This is a genomic window from Flavobacterium sp. 90, assembly GCF_004339525.1.
Taxonomy (GTDB): domain Bacteria; phylum Bacteroidota; class Bacteroidia; order Flavobacteriales; family Flavobacteriaceae; genus Flavobacterium.
The window spans coordinates 208,310-227,514 of record NZ_SMGE01000001.1 but is presented as its reverse complement, the minus strand read 5'-3'; the positions used below and the strand labels follow the sequence as shown (position 1 = coordinate 227,514).

The 19,205-nt window shown below is 32.5% G+C and carries 19 protein-coding genes; 4 read left to right on the top strand and 15 right to left on the bottom strand.

Annotated features, from left to right (window positions below):
- Positions 1-26: 26 nt before the first annotated feature.
- From C8C83_RS00930 to C8C83_RS00905, 6 genes are all read right to left on the bottom strand, one after another.
- Positions 27-596 (bottom strand): DUF4142 domain-containing protein, encoded by a 570-nt coding sequence (locus C8C83_RS00930; RefSeq protein WP_121326021.1) that lies wholly within the window; start codon positions 594-596, stop codon positions 27-29.
- Between the two features lie 133 nt (positions 597-729).
- Positions 730-2,514, bottom strand: a complete 1,785-nt coding sequence (locus tag C8C83_RS00925) for a CHASE3 domain-containing protein (protein ID WP_121326020.1) — start codon at positions 2,512-2,514, stop codon at positions 730-732.
- 10 nt (positions 2,515-2,524) lie between these two features.
- Positions 2,525-2,974 carry a response regulator gene (locus C8C83_RS00920; protein WP_099711414.1) on the bottom strand — a complete coding sequence of 150 codons (450 nt, stop codon included), beginning with the start codon at positions 2,972-2,974 and terminating at the stop codon, positions 2,525-2,527.
- Positions 2,975-2,994: 20 nt separating this feature from the next.
- The gene (locus C8C83_RS00915; RefSeq protein ID WP_121326019.1) at positions 2,995-3,546 is read right to left on the bottom strand and encodes an AraC family transcriptional regulator; all 552 of its coding nucleotides are present in this window, start codon (positions 3,544-3,546) and stop codon (positions 2,995-2,997) included.
- Positions 3,547-3,703: 157 nt separating this feature from the next.
- Positions 3,704-3,889, bottom strand: a complete 186-nt coding sequence (locus C8C83_RS00910) for a CsbD family protein (protein ID WP_121326018.1) — start codon at positions 3,887-3,889, stop codon at positions 3,704-3,706.
- 106 nt (positions 3,890-3,995) lie between these two features.
- Positions 3,996-4,469, bottom strand: a complete 474-nt coding sequence (locus C8C83_RS00905) for a DNA starvation/stationary phase protection protein (protein ID WP_199735276.1) — start codon at positions 4,467-4,469, stop codon at positions 3,996-3,998.
- 162 nt (positions 4,470-4,631) lie between these two features.
- On the opposite strand from C8C83_RS00905, the gene C8C83_RS00900 reads away from it, so the two are divergent.
- From C8C83_RS00900 to C8C83_RS00890, 3 genes are all read left to right on the top strand, one after another.
- Positions 4,632-6,815, top strand: coding sequence for a DUF5723 family protein (locus C8C83_RS00900; RefSeq protein WP_121326017.1), 2,184 nt, complete (start codon positions 4,632-4,634; stop codon positions 6,813-6,815).
- 114 nt (positions 6,816-6,929) lie between these two features.
- Entirely contained in the window at positions 6,930-7,751 is an 822-nt protein-coding gene (pyrF, locus tag C8C83_RS00895) for an orotidine-5'-phosphate decarboxylase (protein ID WP_121326016.1), read from the top strand.
- 270 nt (positions 7,752-8,021) lie between these two features.
- Positions 8,022-8,822 carry a helical backbone metal receptor gene (locus C8C83_RS00890; RefSeq protein WP_121326015.1) on the top strand — a complete coding sequence of 267 codons (801 nt, stop codon included), beginning with the start codon at positions 8,022-8,024 and terminating at the stop codon, positions 8,820-8,822.
- A gap of 237 nt (positions 8,823-9,059) precedes the next feature.
- On the opposite strand, the gene C8C83_RS00885 is transcribed toward C8C83_RS00890, so the two are convergent.
- Both C8C83_RS00885 and C8C83_RS00880 read right to left on the bottom strand, forming a co-directional pair.
- Entirely contained in the window at positions 9,060-9,980 is a 921-nt protein-coding gene (locus tag C8C83_RS00885; protein ID WP_121326014.1) for a helix-turn-helix transcriptional regulator, read from the bottom strand.
- A 68-nt stretch (positions 9,981-10,048) separates the two neighbouring features.
- Complete coding sequence (locus tag C8C83_RS00880) at positions 10,049-11,059, bottom strand: aldo/keto reductase (RefSeq protein ID WP_121326013.1); 1,011 nt, start codon at positions 11,057-11,059, stop codon at positions 10,049-10,051.
- Positions 11,060-12,007: 948 nt separating this feature from the next.
- On the opposite strand from C8C83_RS00880, the gene C8C83_RS00875 reads away from it, so the two are divergent.
- Positions 12,008-13,501 (top strand): catalase, encoded by a 1,494-nt coding sequence (locus C8C83_RS00875; RefSeq protein ID WP_121326012.1) that lies wholly within the window; start codon positions 12,008-12,010, stop codon positions 13,499-13,501.
- A gap of 420 nt (positions 13,502-13,921) precedes the next feature.
- Here C8C83_RS00875 and purU read toward each other — a convergent pair whose 3' ends face one another.
- From purU to C8C83_RS00840, 7 genes are all read right to left on the bottom strand, one after another.
- Positions 13,922-14,776, bottom strand: coding sequence for a formyltetrahydrofolate deformylase (gene purU / locus C8C83_RS00870; RefSeq protein ID WP_121326011.1), 855 nt, complete (start codon positions 14,774-14,776; stop codon positions 13,922-13,924).
- Between the two features lie 116 nt (positions 14,777-14,892).
- Positions 14,893-15,612, bottom strand: coding sequence for a DUF4197 domain-containing protein (locus C8C83_RS00865; protein ID WP_121326010.1), 720 nt, complete (start codon positions 15,610-15,612; stop codon positions 14,893-14,895).
- A gap of 165 nt (positions 15,613-15,777) precedes the next feature.
- Positions 15,778-15,984, bottom strand: coding sequence for a hypothetical protein (locus C8C83_RS00860; protein ID WP_121326009.1), 207 nt, complete (start codon positions 15,982-15,984; stop codon positions 15,778-15,780).
- A 76-nt stretch (positions 15,985-16,060) separates the two neighbouring features.
- Positions 16,061-16,621 carry a hypothetical protein gene (locus C8C83_RS00855; protein WP_121326008.1) on the bottom strand — a complete coding sequence of 187 codons (561 nt, stop codon included), beginning with the start codon at positions 16,619-16,621 and terminating at the stop codon, positions 16,061-16,063.
- An 11-nt stretch (positions 16,622-16,632) separates the two neighbouring features.
- A complete protein-coding gene (locus tag C8C83_RS00850; protein ID WP_121326007.1) occupies positions 16,633-17,055 on the bottom strand; it encodes a cytochrome c oxidase assembly factor Coa1 family protein in 423 nt (140 codons plus the stop codon).
- Between the two features lie 92 nt (positions 17,056-17,147).
- The gene (locus C8C83_RS00845) at positions 17,148-17,795 is read right to left on the bottom strand and encodes a hypothetical protein (protein ID WP_121326006.1); all 648 of its coding nucleotides are present in this window, start codon (positions 17,793-17,795) and stop codon (positions 17,148-17,150) included.
- Between the two features lie 311 nt (positions 17,796-18,106).
- On the bottom strand, positions 18,107-18,979 hold the full coding sequence (locus C8C83_RS00840) for a hypothetical protein (RefSeq protein WP_121326005.1): 873 nt from the start codon (positions 18,977-18,979) through the stop codon (positions 18,107-18,109).
- Positions 18,980-19,205 lie beyond the last annotated feature (226 nt).

Below are 19,205 nucleotides of genomic sequence, written 5' to 3'. Positions count from 1 at the left end.
TAGTTAATTAATAATAGTATCGGCGTTTAGATATATTCTTTGTTAATTCGCTCCGTTTCCCTCAAGAGCTCATATTGTCCAGGTAAATACTGTAATACCAACTTTAGAATTGTTTTATCGTTTGTTTCTTTAGATATCGATTCAAACAAATCTATTTGTTCGTTCAAAGATTGAGACATTGAGTTTAGATATGCTTTTTTAAAAGCATCTTCGTTTACATCAATAAGATCATAAAGATCTCTTTTGTGAGTCGCATTTATTTCGGTAATAATGATTAGCTTTTTATTGGCTATTTTATTTACTTCCTCTAATAAATTGCTTTGTGTTAACTCAATCTTTTTACTTAATTCCTGTATTTTAATTTCTGAACTTTTTTGTTGTGCAATTTGACTTTTCGAAATAATAGTTTTACTCACATTTGCCGTTGCAATAAAAAAAAAGGCTTCAATTTCTTCTTTTTCATTTTTTATAAAAGTCTCATTTTTTAAAGTTGTTTCTATTGGATTACTTTTTCTGCATGATGACATACAAACTATTATTATCAATAAAAAAAAGGCTTTAATAAATGCTGCTTTTAAGGGGGGAATTGCTTTCATTATTACTTCTTAAAGTATTACATTACAAAGATGCTAACGATTGAAAGATTTTGCTTTACAGCATAAAAAAGAAACGTTATATAATTCCCATAATGGATTTATATAACGCTTATTATGTAGTTGTTAAAGAGATTTAATCTGGTAGAAAAACAGTAAAAACAGAACCCTCATTTAGAGTACTGTCTGCAACAATGTGACCTTTATGATTGTCTACGATTTTCTTACAAATCGCAAGCCCAATTCCGGTTCCGGGATAATCTGTTTTAGAATGCAAACGTTGGAATAAAACAAAGATGGTTTCTTTAAACTGAGGATCAAAACCCATTCCGTTGTCTGTAAAAGTTATCTTATGGAATTTCTTTACATCCTGTTCTAATAAATCCGGATAATCTGCCGAAAGTACTTTTTCGCTTTCAATTGTAATTTGAGGTGCAATATCAGGCTGACTGTATTTTAAAGAATTTCCAATCAAGTTAATGAAAAGCTGTTCGATCTGATAAGGAATTACCAATAATTTAGGCAATTTTGATGCAGTAATAATCGCTTTCTTTTCGTTAATTATTTCAATCAGTTCAGCTTCTGCATTTTCGAGTAATTCATTTAAGTTTGATTTTATAAACTCTTTTTTGGTCGTATTTGTTCTCGAAAACAAAAGCAAATCATCAATTAAGACACGCATTCTTTTTGCCGAAACTTCGATTTTAGCAATATAATCTCTCGCACTTTGAGACATAACAGCTTTGTCAGCATCTGAAACCCGAGAGATAAAAGTCTGAATTTTTCTGAGTGGTTCCTGTAAATCGTGACTTGCAACGTGATTGAAAGATGCTAATTCTTTATTGCTTTTTTCAAGTTCTTTGTTTCGTTCCTGAAGTTCTATATTAAGCAAATGTTCATCGGTAATATCAAAATTAATTCCAAGTAGAATTTTGCTTCCCTGTTGATCCGTTAATAATTTTCCTGTTGTTTTAAAATATCGGACTTCATGACTCGGCAACATTATCTTATAATAAACAAAAGGCAATTGTTTGTTTTCAAGAATTCCTTCCATAGATTTAGAAACCGCTTCTTTATCATCGGGATGAACAAAATCAAGAAAAGTTTCTTTTACCGGAACAAAAGCATTTGGTTCAAAACCTAATAAACGAAATTGATTGTCTGAATAATCTATTTTCTGAGAATCTAAATCCCACTGCCAGGTACTGAATTTACCAATTACTTCAGATTCGGCAATAAGTCCGTTTGAGATAAGGAGTTTTTTGTTAAAAACTTTCAAACGTTCAATATCGCGACTAATTTGTCTGTAAGCCAATAAAATAAAACTTAATGCGACCAGAAATAAAGAAACAGAGAAAAGAGGACTTAATGAAATTTCGGCATCGTAAATTTTTAATCTCTTTGATAAATAAGCTTTCTCAATATCGTTCATTTCGTCAACCTTAAAACGAATGTTTTCCATCAGGATTCGACCGCCAAACATATGATTATCGAGTTTTCGTTTATCATATGTTTTGGGATCGCTGTATTTTAGGCAATTTTCAAAAGAAACAAAACGCTGAATAATCAGCTTGAAGAGATTTTGAAGATTTTGCTGCTGAATAGGATTATCAGCAGTTAATTTTTTTAGAGTAATAAATGAAGTGTTTACCTTGTCGCGCGAGTAAATATAAGGCGTTAAAAAACGGGCATTGCGTGTAATTATGTATCCACGCTGACCCGTTTCGGCATCCTTAATCGCCGACATTAATCGTTCCAGTTGTATGTTTATTTCATATGTATGCATTACCAACTTACTAGATTCGTTCAAATCCTGATTGTGTTTGTAAGCAATAGAAGATAGAAATAACAAAATGAAAACTGCGATTACAAAAATAACTCTCAATGAGTTTGAAGAATTAAAATTTGGTATCCATTTCATTGGTATTCTATTATTTTAGTCGGAGCAGGAAATTATCACGATTTAGCCCGGAGGTATGATAGTGCCAGTTTACGGTCACGACTTCATTAATTATTTTTTTAAGCGTGTTAAAATCGCTTGGTTTTTTAATATAAATGTTGGCTCCCTGAATAAAAGTATCTTCAATATCTTCTTCAGACGATGAGGTAGAATAAATTGCAATAATAATATTCTTAAGACGCTCTGTTTTTTTTATTTCGATTAAACATTCTTTCCCCGTTTTTTTAGGCATGTTTAAATCCAGAAACAAAATATCCGGCAATTTATTATCAGGATTATGTAAATGATCCATTAATTGCATTCCGTCATGCACAAAATCTACGTTAGTTTGTATTTTGATTTCTTCAAAAGCATCCTTAAAAAAAAGACGATCATCTTCATCATCATCAGCCAATAAAATGTATAATGCGTTTTTTTGCATTTTAGTATGGTATTTGGGTTTTATTTTAAATTTTCTCTGCGCTTCTTAATTATTCTCTGAAAAGCCGATGGCGTTATTCCGGTTGTATTTTTAAACTGTGTACTCAAATGTGCAACACTCGAATAGTTTAGTAAAAATGCAATTTCGGTCAGACTCATTTCATTAATAATAATCAATTGTTTCGCTCTTTCAATTTTCTGTAAAATGATAAAATTTTCAATAGAAGAATAGGTTACTTCCGAAAAAACATTCGATAAATAACCGTAACTGTGGTTTAGTTTTTCAGCCAGAAACACAGAACTTTTATAATTATTACTGTCATCCATAAAGACCAGCTCAATTATAGCATCTTTTATTTTTTGAACCAGTACACTTTTTTGATTTTCTACGATCTCAAAGCCACACGGACTTAAATTATTTTTTAAAGTTTCAAGCGCATCTGCGTCAATATTGTCGGCAATCTCAATCTCTCCAAATCCAAGACTTGTAAAATTTATATTTTGTTGTTCAAGGTTTTGTTTTAAATAAAGAGAGCAAATGGTATTTATGTCGAACTTTATAAATAGTTTCATTTTAAAGAAATTTGGTTAAAGATAATTAATTTATTTTTGGTTATGGCTTTTAATGCCAGTCAGAGTTACAGAAACATTAAAACTTAAATGAAATTTTCAAAAAAATACCGTCTAATATATTTTTACTAGACGGTATTTTGAGTTGATTCTTTGGGATTTACAAATCTGAAAGTATTTGATGAAATTCTTCTTTTGTTGCTCCCAATTTTTGCTGAAGTCTTCCGTACATTTCGTCTTCTTTTCCTTCGGCAAACATTAAATCATCATCTGTAAGGGTTGCGTATTTTTGTTTCAATTTCCCTTTTAACTCATTCCAATTTCCTTTTATTTCTGTAGTATTCATGATCTTTTTCTTTTGTAATTAATAGTATTGTAAAATTGCAAATTCTTAAGTGGAGTTGTGTTACATCAATTCTGTCAAGCGTTGCATAATTCACATTTCACTATTGTTACACTTGATAACGTCGCAAAACCCAGGCCATTTTTTCATGTTCCTGAAGTAATCCCGTTATAAAATCGGCTGAACCAATATCATTATTTTCATTTTCGAAAACAGGAATAAAGTCTCTAAATTCGGTTACCAATTGTTCGTGATTTTCTAAAAGTTCCTCAAGCATATGTTTTTGTGAAGAATATTCTTTAGGAGATTCTTTCAAAGTCGAATTTTCTATAAACTCCTTCATCGTTCCAATCGTTTTCTCTCCAAGCTGACTAATGCGTTCGGCAACTTCATCAATATTTGCTTCTAAAACTCTGTACTGATCTTCAAATAATTTATGTAATTCCATAAAACTGTTTCCGGAAATATTCCAGTGAAATTTTCTGGTTTTTACATATAATGTCATTTCATTCGATAAAATCGTGGCTAATATTGCAGTACTCTTTTTTAAGTTTTTTGGCGTTATTCCGATATGCAGACTCATAATTTCCTGATTTAAGGTTCGTTATCAAAAATAAAAAAACAGCCTTTTCTTTTTCTTACATAATTTGTTAAAGATGTTACATGAATTCAATGTTTTGGTAACATCATTATAGATCAATTATTGTAGTTTTGCCGCCAAACCAAACTAAAAATCCAAATTTTAATGAAAAAACTATTACTTAGTTTATTACTTATTGCAATTAATTTTTCGGCCAAAGCACAATCTTATATTGGCTATTTTCATGACAATTACGCAGGTGTGCAAAGCGTACTTTTTAATCCGGCTTCTATAGCTGATTCTCGTTTTAAGACAGACATAAATATATTCTCGGTAAGTGGTTCTGTCCAAAATGATTTGTATGGAGTTAAGCTTTTTGATACCTATAAGAAAGGATATGATTTTGATAAAGAATCTGTCATGACGCCAAAAAACAACAATAATGGACTTGCCAATTTTGATATTATGGGACCGTCTTTTATGTTCAATATTGCACCAAAACATACTTTGGCAGTTTTTACGAGAGCAAGGTCTGTGAGTAATGCAAGAAACGTAAACGGATATCTTGTAGACGAGGTTAAAGATGGTTTAGATAAAGCTACTAATTTCAACTTTAATGCTGGAAGTCCAAATGGAGCTTCAAATTCATGGGGAGAACTAGGGATTTCTTATGCAGCTGTTTTATACCAAAATAACCAACACTTTCTAAAAGGTGGTTTAACGGCAAAATATCTACAAGGAGGAGCAAATGGATATGTTCAGGGAAAAAATGTCAATGTAGCTTTTGTTCAAAATAGTGCAAATCCAAAAGATGGAACATTGATTTCTAACGGAGAAGTTACCATCGGCGGAAGCCAGGATTGGGAAGCAAATGAAGATTATGATTTTGATATCAATTCAAGCGGTTTCGGATTTGATCTAGGACTTGTTTATGAATGGAGACCTAATTATGAAGATTATGATTTAAGTAGAGCAACAAAAATAGATAATAACTTTCGTGATCTAAATAAATATAAATTGCGTTTTGGATTGTCTGTAACGGATATCGGTTCTATCAAATATAAAAATTCTAAGGTAGATACTTATAATGTAACGGGAGTTGTAACGCAGCAAATGATTGATGATGCAGCAAATATATACGATTTCTTAAACGATCATTATACAAAAATCTCGAGTTCAAAAGGAGTAAAGACAAACTTACCAACTGCAATTCACGCTGATGCAGATTGGAATATGTATCAAAAATTCTATTTGAATCTTAACGGAGACATTAATATGGTCAGTAAAAACAAGCTAAACGCAACAAGTATTGCTGATCGCGTGAGTTTGACTCCACGTTACGAAAGCAGATGGTTTAGTTTTTATGTACCAATGACCTGGATGGAATATAGCGGAATGCAGGTTGGATCAGGAATCAGAGTGGGAGTTTTCTTTGTAGGTTCAGGTTCTGTTCTTAGTAATTTAGTTTCGAAAGAATCAAAAGGAGCAGATTTTCATCTTGGGATGAAAATTCCGGTTTATGAGAAACAATTCAAAGATACCGATGGAGATGGAGTTATAGACAAAGAAGATGCTTGTAGAAAATTAGCAGGTCCGGCAAAAAATAATGGTTGCCCGTGGCCAGATTCTGATGGAGATAAAGTTTTTGATAAAGATGATGCTTGTCCGGATGTTAAAGGTCCTGTAGAAAATAAAGGTTGCCCTTGGAAAGATACTGATGGAGACACTTTATTAGACAATGTAGATGCTTGTCCTGCAATCGCTGGTCCGGTAGAAAATAAAGGTTGTCCTTGGCCGGATACTGATAATGATGGCGTTTTGGATAAAGATGATGCTTGCCCAACAGTTGCCGGTTTAGTCGAAAATAAAGGTTGTCCGGTTCTCGATGCAGATAAAGACGGAGTTCCTGATAATGTAGATGATTGTCCATTAATTGCTGGTCCTGCAGATAATAAAGGATGTCCAAAAGTGACTAAAGCAACATTGGAAAAATTAAAAGTAGAAGCTAAATCAATCTTTTTCGTAACCGGAAAAGCAACATTAAGCGATGCTAAAAAAGGAGAAACTTCAGGAAGATTAGACGCAATCAAAGAAATTCTGAAAAATTATCCAAATGCTAAATTTGCGATCAATGGACATACCGATAATGTAGGAAACCCAAAAGCAAATCAGAAATTATCTCAAGAAAGAGCAAAAGTTGTTATGGATGCATTAATCGCAAAAGGAGTAAATCCTGAGAATCTAAGTTCAGAAGGATTTGGAGCTTCAAAACCAGTTGCATCTAATAAAACGGCTTCTGGAAGAGCACAAAACAGAAGAACCGAAATTGTTTATTTAGGTAATTTATAAGCTAAATTAAATATAAAACCAAAAAGCCATTCTTAATTGAATGGCTTTTTTTATTTTTGCATACCTTCTAAAAAGAATTATTTCTGATGTATTAGAAGCGCTAAAAAATCAAGAATGACAACACAACAACTACACGAACAAATCCTTTTAAAGAAATCATTTTTATGCGTTGGATTGGATCCCGATCTAACTAAAATTCCACCTCATTTATTAGAAACCGAAGATCCTATTTTCGAATTTAATAAAGCTATAATCGATGCAACACACGATTTGGCAGTTGGATATAAACCAAATACTGCTTTTTTTGAAGCATATGGAATAAAAGGATGGATTTCACTTCAAAAAACGATCAATTACATCAATGAGAATTTTCCTGAAATGTTTACAATTGCAGATGCAAAACGTGGCGATATTGGGAATACTTCGAGCATGTATGCAAAAGCTTTTTTTGAAGATTTAAATTTTGATAGTGTGACCGTTGCACCTTATATGGGGAAAGATTCGGTTGAGCCGTTTTTAGCTTTCGAAAACAAACATACAATCATGTTAGCATTAACTTCTAATGAAGGTGCTTTTGATTTTCAGACGTTAAATACAAATGGAAAAGAATTATACAAACAAGTTTTAGAAACCTCTAAAACATGGAAAAATAGCCATAATCTAATGTATGTTGTTGGCGCTACAAAAGCCGAATATTTTGCAGACATTAGAAAAATTGTTCCGGATAGTTTCTTATTAGTTCCGGGAATTGGCGCTCAAGGCGGAAGTTTATCAGAAGTTTGTAAATACGGAATGAACGATAAAGTGGGATTATTAGTAAACTCAGCAAGAGCAATTATCTACGCCTCAAATGGAACTGATTTTGTTGAAAAAGCAAGAGAAGAAGCCTTGAAAGTACAACAAGAAATGGAAGAAATTCTTAGTTTGAAGCTTTAAAAGTTTTAATTGTTTCAAGTTTCAGGTTTTAAGTTTGCCTTACTTTGAACATAATTTTACCGCAAAGTACGCTAAGTTTTTTCGCAAAGTTTCGCAAAGATTTATGCTCTTTGCGGTAAGTTATTTTCTATCGAAAAAAGTTCACAAAGCTTTGTAAGCTTTGACAACTTATTGGAAGTCAATTTAAAAAGCTTTGCGAAACTTTGCGAAAAAACTTTGCAACTTTGCGGTAAAACCAACACAATCCAACAACTTGAAACAAAATAAAACATGAAACAATTAAAAGATCAGCTAGGTACTTTACACTCTTTTGAGAACGCTCCAAAAAGGATTATCTCTCTTGTACCTTCGCAAACTGAATTGTTATATGATTTAGGTTTAGAAGAAAAAATCATCGGAATCACAAAGTTTTGTGTGCATCCGTATCATTTTAAATCAACGAAGAAAGTTGTTGGCGGAACGAAGAAAATTCATTTCGAAAAAATAAAATTACTAGAGCCTGATATTATCATTTGTAATAAAGAAGAAAACACGGCGGAAATTGTCGAACAACTAAGTTCCATTTGTCCGGTTTGGGTAACCAATATTATTACGATCGAAGATAATTTTCAGATGATATCAGATTTCGGACAACTCTTTAATTGCCGAACGGAATCTCAAAAGTGGAATGACAAATTGGCTTTCGCTTTAAACGATTTCAAAAAATATGTTCAGGATATCCCAGTTAAGAAAGCTGCTTATTTTATTTGGAAAAATCCATTTATGGTCGCGGGTGATGATACCTATATTAATGAATTACTGAAACTGAATCACTTTCAGAATATTTATTCTGATAAAGGTAGATACCCAGAAGTTGAACTCAAAAAAATGCGATTAGAAGGCGATCCCGATTTGGTTTTCCTTTCTTCAGAACCATATCCATTTAAGGAAGAAGACGCTTTTGAAATTGGACGTTTTACGCATCACGCCAAAACTATTTTTGTAGACGGCGAAATGTTCTCTTGGCACGGCAGCCGATTACTAAAGGCTTTTCCATACTTTAAAATACTACATGAAAGGTTGAAAAATTAGTTTCAAGTTTTCTTTGTTTCACGTTGTTGGAGCGAGTATTTTACCGCAAAGTTCGCAAAGTTTTTTTTCCTAATTAAGCTTCTATAAAAAGGCAAAGTTCGCAAAGCTTTGTGTTTATATAGCTTTGCTGAACTTTGATTATTTATTTTATAAATTGAAAACTTAGCGAACCTTTTTGAATCCCGATAGCTATCGGGATTGCGCGCTTTGCGGTTAAATCACGCTTTTAACTTAAAATTAATTAAAAGAACTCCTAAATTCTAAAGGCGAAACATTGGTTTTACTTTTAAATAATTTATTGAAAGATTGAGGATATTCGAAACCTAATTTATAAGCCGTTTCACTGACACTTAGTGAAGTTGTGGTAAGAAGTTCTTTGGCTTTTTCTATAATTTTATTATGAATATGATGCTGCGTGCTTTGTCCCGTAAGTGATCGTAACATATCACTGAGATAATTTGGCGTAACATTTAATTGTTCTGAAATATAAGCGACCGTTGGTAATCCTAATTTCTGAACTTTATCACTTTCGAAATATTCAGCCAGAAGAGTTTCTAATTTGGTTAAGAGCGTATTATTAGCATTTTTTCGGGTAATAAACTGTCGGTTGTAAAAGCGATTGCAATAATTAAGAAGCAGTTCAATGTGAGAAATCATTACATCCTGACTGAATGCATCTATAGAAGAAAGATATTCTTGCTCGATATTTTGCATAATTCCTGTAATCATAGTTTGCTCTTTTTCAGAAAGATGCAAAGCTTCGTTAACAGCATAAGAGAAATAACCGTATTCTTTAATTTTTTTTGCCAAAGGATAATTCTGAATGAAATCAGGATGAATTGCTAACATTGAGCCCGATACAGTAGTATCCATTGGAACTTCTGTCGAAATAATTTGACCTGGACCCATAAATGTCATGACACCTTCATCAAAGTCGTAATAGTTTTGACCGTAACGCATTTTTCCTTTAAATCCTTTTTTAATCGAAATAGTATAGAAATTATAAACAACACTCTTTAGATTATCATCAAAATGACAATGTATATCCTTCAGATTAACAAAACTTACCAAAGGATGATCTGGTTTTGCAATTTGTAATAAACGATGTAATTCTGAAAGAGAACTTATAGTATAGGGAGTATGATCTTCTTTCTTCATGGTTTGAGATTTAATACAGTAAAAGCTCTTGTAAAGATAACTTTTCCTGTAGATTTTTTTCTGACTTCTTATAGATTAACAGATTTCATTCCAGATTCATCATAACGATTTCCGGTAATTGTTCCTACTGGAATAATACTTTCCAATCTTTCCAATTCTTTAGCGGTAAGGGTAAGTTGTGCAGCTTCAATGTTTTGTTCCACATATTTTACTCGCTTTGTACCCGGAATAGCCAAAAATCCTTTGGATGCAATCCACGCCAAAGCCAATTGCGATGCAGTAATTTCTCTTTCATCTGCAATAACTTTTATTTCATTTAAGAGTTCAATGTTTTTATAAAATTGTTCTCCTTGAAAACGTGGGATTGATCTTCTAAAGTCATTTTCGGGCAAGTCCTGCGGATGTTGTATTTCTCCCGAAATGAAACCTCTTCCTAGAGGAGAATAAGCAACTACACCAATTTGTAGTTCTTCTAAAGTTTTTATAATTCCATCTTCTTCAATGCTTCTTTCAAAAAGAGAATATTCACTTTGAACCGCAGTCAGAGGATGAATTTTATGTGCTTTTCTAATTGTTTCAGAAGAAACTTCAGAAAGACCAATATAACCAACTTTTCCCTCTTTTACCAAATCAGACATTGCCTGAACAGTTTCTTCTATTGGAGTATTAGGATCAACTCTGTGTAAATAATACAAATCGATGTAATCAGTTCCAAGATTTTTAAGAGAACGTTCTACGGCCTTTTTTACATATTCTTTTTTACCATTAAATTGCCAGGTAAGTTCTTCATTGTCATTGATTTCAAAGCCAAATTTTGTAGCAATTGTGTAAGCATTGCGATTTCCTTTTATAGCTTTTGAAATTAATCTTTCATTTGTCAAAGGACCATATAAATCTGCTGTATCTAAAAAATTACCTCCCAATTCAAGTGAGCGGTGAATTGTTTTTATAGACTCCGTTTCATCTGCTTTACCGTAAATATCGTTTCCTGCAATCTGGCTCATTCCCATACAACCTAAACCGATGTTAGGAATAATTAATCCCTGAGTTCCCAAATTCATTTTTTTTATTGCACTCATATATTTTTGTTTTAAATTAAAATTGATAATGCAAAGTTCCGGAGTTATTGCTTTTTTGAAGTAGCCAAATCTCTACTTATTGTATCCAAATTGATGTTTTGTTTCAGGTTTTCTTTTGTTTTAAGTTTAAAGTTTAAAGTTTCAGGTTTCAAGTTGTTGGAGCGTGTATTTAACCGCAAAGTTCGCTAAGTTTTTTTGTTATAGAAGGCGCTTATTAAATGCAAAGTTCGCAAAGCTATATATTGATTTAGCTTTGCGAAACTTAGCGAAAAAACTTAGCGAACTTTGCGGTAAAATTACGTTCAAAGTAAAACAACCTGAAACTTTAAACCTGAAACAAAAGAAAAAACGTTTAGACATAAAAAAATGCCGACATCTCGAAGACGCCGGCATTATTTAACTAACCAAAACCAAAATAATAAATAACCAGTTTATTACATTACAAAGATCCGACATATATCAAACTTATGGTGTTAAGGTCTTGTTATTACTTTGTTGGAGATAAGTTAATGTTGAAGCTTTGCGAACTTTGCTTTTAATAATCGCCTTCTACAACAAAAAATCTTCGCTCCCGATAGCTATCGGAATTGCGATAAAATCTATGTTCAAAATAAAGCAACCTGAAACTTGAAACCTGAAACAAAAGAAATTTTAGGGCATAAAAAAATGCCGGCATCTCGAAGAAGCCGGCATCATTTAACTAACCAAAACCAAAATAATAAATAACCAGTTTATTACTCTACAAAGATCCGACATATATGGACGTTTAGCTGTTAAGGTTTTGTTATTACTTTGTTGGACATAAGTTAAGATTATTTGAATCCCTTTTCTGAGCTTTCTGTAACGTTAAATAACTTTTGGTTATTAAAATATAATAACAATCAATTTTGTTTATCAATATCGTAAAGATAAGTTTGTATATTTGATAAAACATTAAATATCAGCAATATGGAATCAAACAAAAAATTAACAACTGCAACAGGAACTCCCGTTCCAGACAATCAAAACATTCAAACAGCTGGCCCTCGCGGACCTGTTTTATTACAAGATTTTTGGTTTTTAGAAAAAATGGCGCATTTTGACCGTGAGGTTATTCCGGAACGACGAATGCACGCAAAGGGATCTGGAGCTTACGGAACTTTTACAGTAACTAACGATATTACAAAATATACAAGAGCCGATATATTTTCTGAAATTGGCAAAAAAACCGAAATGTTTGCACGTTTTTCAACGGTTGCGGGTGAAAGAGGTGCTGCTGATGCTGAAAGAGATATTCGTGGTTTTGCTTTGAAATTTTATACTAATGAAGGTAATTGGGATTTGGTGGGAAATAATACGCCTGTTTTCTTCTTTCGTGATCCAATGAAATTTCCTGATTTAAATCATGCTGTAAAACGTGATCCAAAAACCAATTTGAGAAGTGCTGATAACAATTGGGATTTTTGGACTCTTTTACCCGAAGCTTTACACCAAATTACAATCGTAATGAGTGATCGCGGAATCCCAAGATCATACAGACAAATGCACGGATTTGGTAGTCATACTTTTAGTTTCATTAATCATCAAAACGAAAGACATTATGTGAAATTTCATTTCGTAACACAACAAGGAATTGATAATCTTTCTGATGAAGAAGCGGCTAAATTAGTAGGAGGCGACAGAGAAAGTCACCAACGTGATTTATTTGATGCCATTGAAGAAGGAAACTTTCCAAAATGGAAAATGTTCATTCAGGTTATGACTGAGGAACAAGCAGATAATTATCGTTTCCATCCTTTTGATTTAACTAAAGTTTGGTTAAAAGGAGATTATCCATTGATTCCTGTTGGAGAATTTGAATTGAATAAAAATCCTGAAAATTATTTTGCCGAAGTAGAGCAAGCAGCTTTTAATCCGGCACATGTTCCACCTGGAATTAGTTTTTCACCGGATAAAATGCTACAGGCACGTTTGTTCTCTTATGGAGATGCGCACAGATACCGTTTAGGAGTTAACAATTACCAAATTCCGGTAAACTCTTCAAGATGTCCTTATAATACTTTCCATAGAGACGGAGCAATGCGTGTAGATGGAAATAACGGATCAAAGAAACACTATGAACCAAATAGTTTTGGAGAATTGCAGGAACAACCTGAATTCAAAGAACCACCATTGAAACTTCATGGAGATGCGTGGGCACATAATTTCAGAGATGATGATAATGATTATTTCACACAGCCAGGTTTGTTATTCAACTTGTTAACTGATGAGAAAAAACAATTATTATTCAAAAATACTGCAGGACAAGTAGGAGGGGCGCAAAAGTTCATTCAGATTCGTCATATTCGTAACTGTTACAAAGCTGATCCTGCATATGGAGAAGGTGTAGCAAATGCACTAGGTCTTACAATGGATGAAGTAAATAACTTTTCTGATCCAAGATTATTAATTGAAGTGAGATAGTTTTTTTTGAAGGTTCAAAGAGACAAAGTTGCAAAGGTTCAGAGTTTTGAACTGTGAACTTTGCTTTAAATAGAAAACCCCGACAGATTTTTTTAAATCTGTCGGGGTTTGTTGTTTTATATAAATAAATATTTCTTTATGTAAATCGGATTGAAATCCGGCCCTAAAATATGATTCGTTCCTTCGGAGCTTTAAGAGAGCTTTAGCTCTATCTATATTGTAGGGCCGGACTTTAGTCCGGTCTATTAGGTATGTTCAGAAAAAAAGAAACCAGCGGAAAATCTGTTTGAATCAGTCCAATCCGTGGCTAAAAATTCCAGACAAAGCTTTGCGATCTCAAAACATTCACAAAAAACACCAAAAGCTTAGCGATCTTTGCGTAAAATCTTCGCGCACTTTGCGGTAAAAAAGGGTTAAATTCTAAGAAAAAACAACCGTTTTATTACCATAAACCATAGTCTTACGTTCTGAATGTAATTTTATAGCGCGTGCCAAAACAATACGTTCTAAATCTCGTCCTTTCATGATAAAATCATCTATAGAATGTATGTGCGAAACTCGAGTAATATCTTGCTCGATAATTGGACCTTCGTCTAATTCTTCTGTAACATAATGGCTTGTGGCACCAATAATTTTTACACCACGCTTAAAAGCCGAATGATAAGGCTTTGCGCCAGGAAAAGCAGGCAAAAACGAATGGTGAATATTGATAATCTTATTTTCGTAAAGCGAAATCAAATTTGGAGTAATGATTTGCATATAACGCGCCAAAACAATAAAGTTGATTTGGTATCTTTTTAATAATTCAATTTGTTTGATTTCACCTTCTTCTTTATTGTCTTTGGTAAAAGGAACGCAGTGAAACGGAATATCAAAACGTTCGGCAATAGATCTTAAATCATTATGATTGCTGATAATTACCGGAATTTCGACATTTAATTCTCCTGCGCTGTAACGTCCTAAAATATCAAAAAGACAATGATCGTATTTTGATACAAACAATGCCATTTTTGGTTTTTGCTCCTGATTGTATAAATCCCAGGACATATTAAATTCCGTTGCAATTGTCTGAGTAAAATCAGCTTTTAGATTTTCGATCGTTATGTTGTGATTGGTCAATTCACATTCCAATCGCATAAAAAACACATTTTGTTCTACATCAACATGTTGGTCGATGTATGTAATGTTTCCTTCTACTTTAGCAATAAAAGTAGTCACTGAGGCAATAATTCCTTTTTGGTCTTTGCAGTGAATGAGAATGGTAATTTTTTGCATTTTAAGGTCTTTTTTTGATTAGTTACAAAGTTCCAAAGGTTCAAAGTTGCAAAGGTTGCTTTGTGCCTTTGTTACTCTGTCCCGATAATTATCGGGATTGAACCTTAGACGGAAAACTATTTCCCGTCCTGCATTGCAAATACGCTTTTAAGTAAAGGCGTTGTTCTTGCGCTAATATTAGTACGGATATCTTTTTCTTCAACAGCAATCATTTTAAAAACTCCTGCCAAAGCTTGGTTAGTAGTATAATCCGTTAAATCTGGATTTACTTTTTTTACTAACGGAATTGTGTTGTATTTGTTTATAATGTTTGTCCACACTACATCAGCACCTACTTTTGCGAAAGAACTTTTAATTACCGGATTAAATTTTCCGTATAAAGCGGTAGTTGTACTATTTTGCAAATAACTTGTTGCAGCGCTGTCATTTCCTAAAAGAATGTTTTTTGCATCTGTAAACGACATATTTTTAACAGCCGAAACAAATATTGGAGTTGCTTCTTTTACAGCATCTTCGGCAGCACGGTTTAGAACTTTAATACCTTCATCAGCAAGAGATGATAATCCAATTTTACGTAAAGTAGCGTCTACTTTTTGTAATTCAGCTGGCATTAAAATTTTTACAGCTTCGTTTTTATAGAAACCATCAACTGCAGTCAATTTACTCACTTGTTGCGTAATTCCTTTGTTTAAGGCTTCTTTTAATCCAGATGCAATGTCTACACCGCCTATTCCTGGAAGTTGAGAAGACAGTTGAGGTAGTTGATTTAGGGTTTGTTGTACCTGAGCACAAGAGCTAAGAGAAAATACAAGGGCTAAAATTAAAATCTGTTTCATTAAGTAGGTTTTTATATAAGTTTCAAAAATACTACTTATTCAAAAACAAAGCCACAATTTTATGTTAGGAGAATAAACAATTTGTTTTATAATTAACAATAGCTTTTTTTTAGGGACTGAGATTCTGAGGTTCTGAGTTGCTAAGGTGTTTTGGCTTTTAATTTCTTATATTCGAATATCATCTTTAACTAGAAAGAAAACTAAAATTCCAACAAAAATAAGTTCGAGAATATAGCCAGTCCAAAGATTTCTTTTATCAAGTTCAAAAACATATTGATCTGTTAATTTTCCTTTGAATCCTTTTAAAATCCAGAAGAAAAAGCCACCGATCCAAATTGAAGTTAATTGTGCTGCGAAAGGCTCTTTTGCCATTTTTTTTCAAACTAATTAAAATATTAAACTAAAAATCTCAGAACCTTAGCGACTCAGAACCCCAGAACCTTTTCTCTCACGGCCAATACATTCGAACATTATAATTCCAATACGTTTTACTAGAAAGATAGTTAGATTGCATCGCTTTAATTGGGAGATTATTCTGGTCGTACAATTGTATGCGTATGATTTTTTCTGTTGTGTCGTCTTTTAGATCAATATTTCCTTCGGCTGCGTCTATTAGTTTCTTTTTCTTTAGATATAATTCAGGTTTTTCGATAATGAAAACAATTGCAGCTTCATTATTTGATTCATGTTCGGTTGCGAGATTTCCGTTAGAATCAAAAGTTTCGATTCTTTGCAGAAAATCATTATTATAATAAAAAAGCTGAAAAGTAATTCCACCATGCAATACTTCCGGTTTTTGATTCTTTAAGCGAAACCTAAGTATTTGTTTTTTTGCGTTTGTAAATTCAATAGAACCGTTTCCATTTAGATCTACGTGACTGTATAAAACTTTGGCAGGTTTTGAGAATTGTTTTATTCGATTGGTATAAATATCATACTTGGCATTAGATTGCGCCATTCCAATCATACTTTGAAAAAGGCATAAGCATAGCAAAAAAACTGACTTCATTTAGGATTATTTTACTGCTTCAATAAATCAATTTCTTCTTTTGTAGACTCAACATAAACGGACTTTACACTGTATTTCCAAGTTCCTCTTTTTTCGGCAACAATAAATATCGTTCCATTTCCTTTAGAGCCTTTTATCGGGATTTGTAAATCGCAGTTTCCGGTATCATTACTTAAACTAATATTTCCGGAGGTCATTCCGTCTGCTTCAATATGATCGCCTAATTTTTCAATTACTATTTTATTATGCTGAACTTCGGTAAGAGTTTGTTTGTAAACATCAGAATCTTTCATCATTGAAGTAACTCCAAAGAATATTCCGGCGATAAACAAGCCAAAAAGCAGAATAAGACTTAAACATCCTGTTGGTACGAACCATTTCCAGTTTCTGTCCCACCAGCTTTTTCTAACAATTAATTCATTTGAATCTTCCATAATTAAAAAATAATTTAAGATTAGAAAGATACTATTATTCCAGATAAAATTTAAAAAAATTAAGGGAGAATTTACTTTAATACCGTTTATAACTATTCGACTTCAGCATAATTGTTTTCAAAAAGACGTCCTTGTCCTATTGAGATTAAAGTATTGTATGGATCGTCATAATCATCGTGCATGATAGATGCCATTTGCAAATTTTTTATTCCTTTAATTTGACTGTTCACGATTTCCAGTTCACCGGATAAAATAATCAGATTTTGATATTTTGCTATATAATTTCCTTTGTTTAGTTCGCCATTACTGTGTAAGAATATAGAAAATTTATTGTCTTCTCCGGATATAAAAGAGCCTTTTCCTTCCCAGATTTCATTATTAGAATCAAAAGAATAAATAGTTAGGTTTTTGAAATCAACACTAAGATTGGCTGTATTTTGATTCGACAATGTTAGCGTTGATGCGCCAAGTGTAACACCTAAATATCCATCATTAAAATTTGACATCGTACAGCGAAAAGGATCAATTGTATAAATACCTTCTACGTTAGGCGGAGTATCGCCTTTATGGATTTTGATACCAAGCTGATCGATTGATTTTTGCATGTTTGTATCAACATAATAATCGTAAAGTTTTTTTTCAGAAGAGTCTGTTTCTTTTTCATTAGAATCATTAGAAGAACAAGCTGTTGCGCCAAGAACGATGCATAAAATAAAGAATCTGAATGTAGTGGTTTTCATCTTATAGTTGGTTTAGAAGTTAAATAAGAAAAGAGTTCAGCTCTAAGAAAGAGTTAAACTCAATTTGTAAATTTATCTTTTGTCAACTTGTGGGTTTGCCAGTATAAGTTTTTAAAGTAACAACTTAAGACAAATTTTATAAGATAATTATTTTGAGAAAAAAAGATGTTTTTCGTTTTCGAATTATAAATAGGATTTTAAACGTATTGAAAGCAGTATAAATTAGGATTATAAACAGGATTGATTTGCTTTAAATGAGCTAAAAATGGGATATATGTAATCGCTTTCTCCAATTGCTAAATAAATTTAAGCTACTTATTATCAAAGGCTATTTCTTGTAAAGCTTCCGGGTTGCTAATCGCTTCATTAACTTCTTGTTTTCGAGTAGAATCATAATATCTGGTTCCTGCAATTAGCAAAAGTTTTTTAGGAATGATTGGTTTCTTATCAAAGATAGTAGTGTATAGTAAATTAGCTTGCAGGAATCCGCCATCGTTTATAAGGTGAAGCGTATGTTTTCCATAACGCAGATTGTCTTTGTTTTGAACCAGATAGCTGTAGCCATTTTTTCCATCATAGGCATCTTTAACAGCATCTCCTATTTTTAATAAACCTGCATTTTTTATAAAGCTCATAACCGAAATAGCATTTTTGCGTAGTTTATTATGAGATGTTATAAAATTAGAATTAGTGTATGAAAGTGGAGATATTCCCTGATAAATATAGATGGCAACACCCGGACTGTTTTTATGTATTTTTTCAACAATCATTTTTACATTTGCCCTGTATTTCTCAACCTCAGATAGAGCTATGACAGTTGATTCCTGAAGAATGACATAATCGAAATAATTGCCATCCTTATCCCGATTAGAAAAAATTTGATTAGCTTCTGTTTTGTTTGTTTCATAAACCTTTTGAAGTGAAACTCCAACGGTTATCAATTGATCAATATTAACTGGTTGATTGTTCGCGTTACAGAATTCTTTAAATAATATTGGAGCACTTACAAAATATTCAGTCTGGCTATTTCCTATAAATAAGATGCGCGGAGGACCACTAACTTTTGGAGGTTTAGGTGATGTAATCGTTTTCTCAAGTTCCGAGTAATCTTCAGTTAATGCCTGTTTGTTACAGGAAGAAAATAAAATAACTGCGAGGCTAAAAATTAAAACTTGCTTTTTCATTTTAAATTATAAGAAAATATTCGCAAATGTATTTTGATTGATTTTGCTAATAGTTCTTAAAAGATTTAAAATATGTTGTTTTAAGACATCTTTATTCGATAAATGAAAAGGAATTAATATGCTTTTTTCTTTGAATAGAGGATTCTATAAATAAAAAAAGCGAAAATATAGTAGGATATTTTCGCTTTCGAATTAATATAAAAAGTAGGATTTAAACGTATTGTGA

Excerpts from the sequence above, each read along its gene's own strand:
- C8C83_RS00930 (WP_121326021.1), bottom strand. The coding sequence starts at position 596 with ATGAAAGCAATTCCCCCCTTAAAAGCAGCATTTATTAAAGCCTTTTTT.
- C8C83_RS00925 (WP_121326020.1), bottom strand. The coding sequence starts at position 2,514 with ATGAAATGGATACCAAATTTTAATTCTTCAAACTCATTGAGAGTTATT.
- C8C83_RS00920 (WP_099711414.1), bottom strand. The coding sequence starts at position 2,974 with ATGCAAAAAAACGCATTATACATTTTATTGGCTGATGATGATGAAGAT.
- C8C83_RS00915 (WP_121326019.1), bottom strand. The coding sequence starts at position 3,546 with ATGAAACTATTTATAAAGTTCGACATAAATACCATTTGCTCTCTTTAT.
- C8C83_RS00910 (WP_121326018.1), bottom strand. The coding sequence starts at position 3,889 with ATGAATACTACAGAAATAAAAGGAAATTGGAATGAGTTAAAAGGGAAA.
- C8C83_RS00905 (WP_199735276.1), bottom strand. The coding sequence starts at position 4,469 with ATGAGTCTGCATATCGGAATAACGCCAAAAAACTTAAAAAAGAGTACT.
- C8C83_RS00900 (WP_121326017.1), top strand. The coding sequence starts at position 4,632 with ATGAAAAAACTATTACTTAGTTTATTACTTATTGCAATTAATTTTTCG.
- pyrF (WP_121326016.1), top strand. The coding sequence starts at position 6,930 with ATGACAACACAACAACTACACGAACAAATCCTTTTAAAGAAATCATTT.
- C8C83_RS00890 (WP_121326015.1), top strand. The coding sequence starts at position 8,022 with ATGAAACAATTAAAAGATCAGCTAGGTACTTTACACTCTTTTGAGAAC.
- C8C83_RS00885 (WP_121326014.1), bottom strand. The coding sequence starts at position 9,980 with ATGAAGAAAGAAGATCATACTCCCTATACTATAAGTTCTCTTTCAGAA.
- C8C83_RS00880 (WP_121326013.1), bottom strand. The coding sequence starts at position 11,059 with ATGAGTGCAATAAAAAAAATGAATTTGGGAACTCAGGGATTAATTATT.
- C8C83_RS00875 (WP_121326012.1), top strand. The coding sequence starts at position 12,008 with ATGGAATCAAACAAAAAATTAACAACTGCAACAGGAACTCCCGTTCCA.
- purU (WP_121326011.1), bottom strand. The coding sequence starts at position 14,776 with ATGCAAAAAATTACCATTCTCATTCACTGCAAAGACCAAAAAGGAATT.
- C8C83_RS00865 (WP_121326010.1), bottom strand. The coding sequence starts at position 15,612 with ATGAAACAGATTTTAATTTTAGCCCTTGTATTTTCTCTTAGCTCTTGT.
- C8C83_RS00860 (WP_121326009.1), bottom strand. The coding sequence starts at position 15,984 with ATGGCAAAAGAGCCTTTCGCAGCACAATTAACTTCAATTTGGATCGGT.
- C8C83_RS00855 (WP_121326008.1), bottom strand. The coding sequence starts at position 16,621 with ATGAAGTCAGTTTTTTTGCTATGCTTATGCCTTTTTCAAAGTATGATT.
- C8C83_RS00850 (WP_121326007.1), bottom strand. The coding sequence starts at position 17,055 with ATGGAAGATTCAAATGAATTAATTGTTAGAAAAAGCTGGTGGGACAGA.
- C8C83_RS00845 (WP_121326006.1), bottom strand. The coding sequence starts at position 17,795 with ATGAAAACCACTACATTCAGATTCTTTATTTTATGCATCGTTCTTGGC.
- C8C83_RS00840 (WP_121326005.1), bottom strand. The coding sequence starts at position 18,979 with ATGAAAAAGCAAGTTTTAATTTTTAGCCTCGCAGTTATTTTATTTTCT.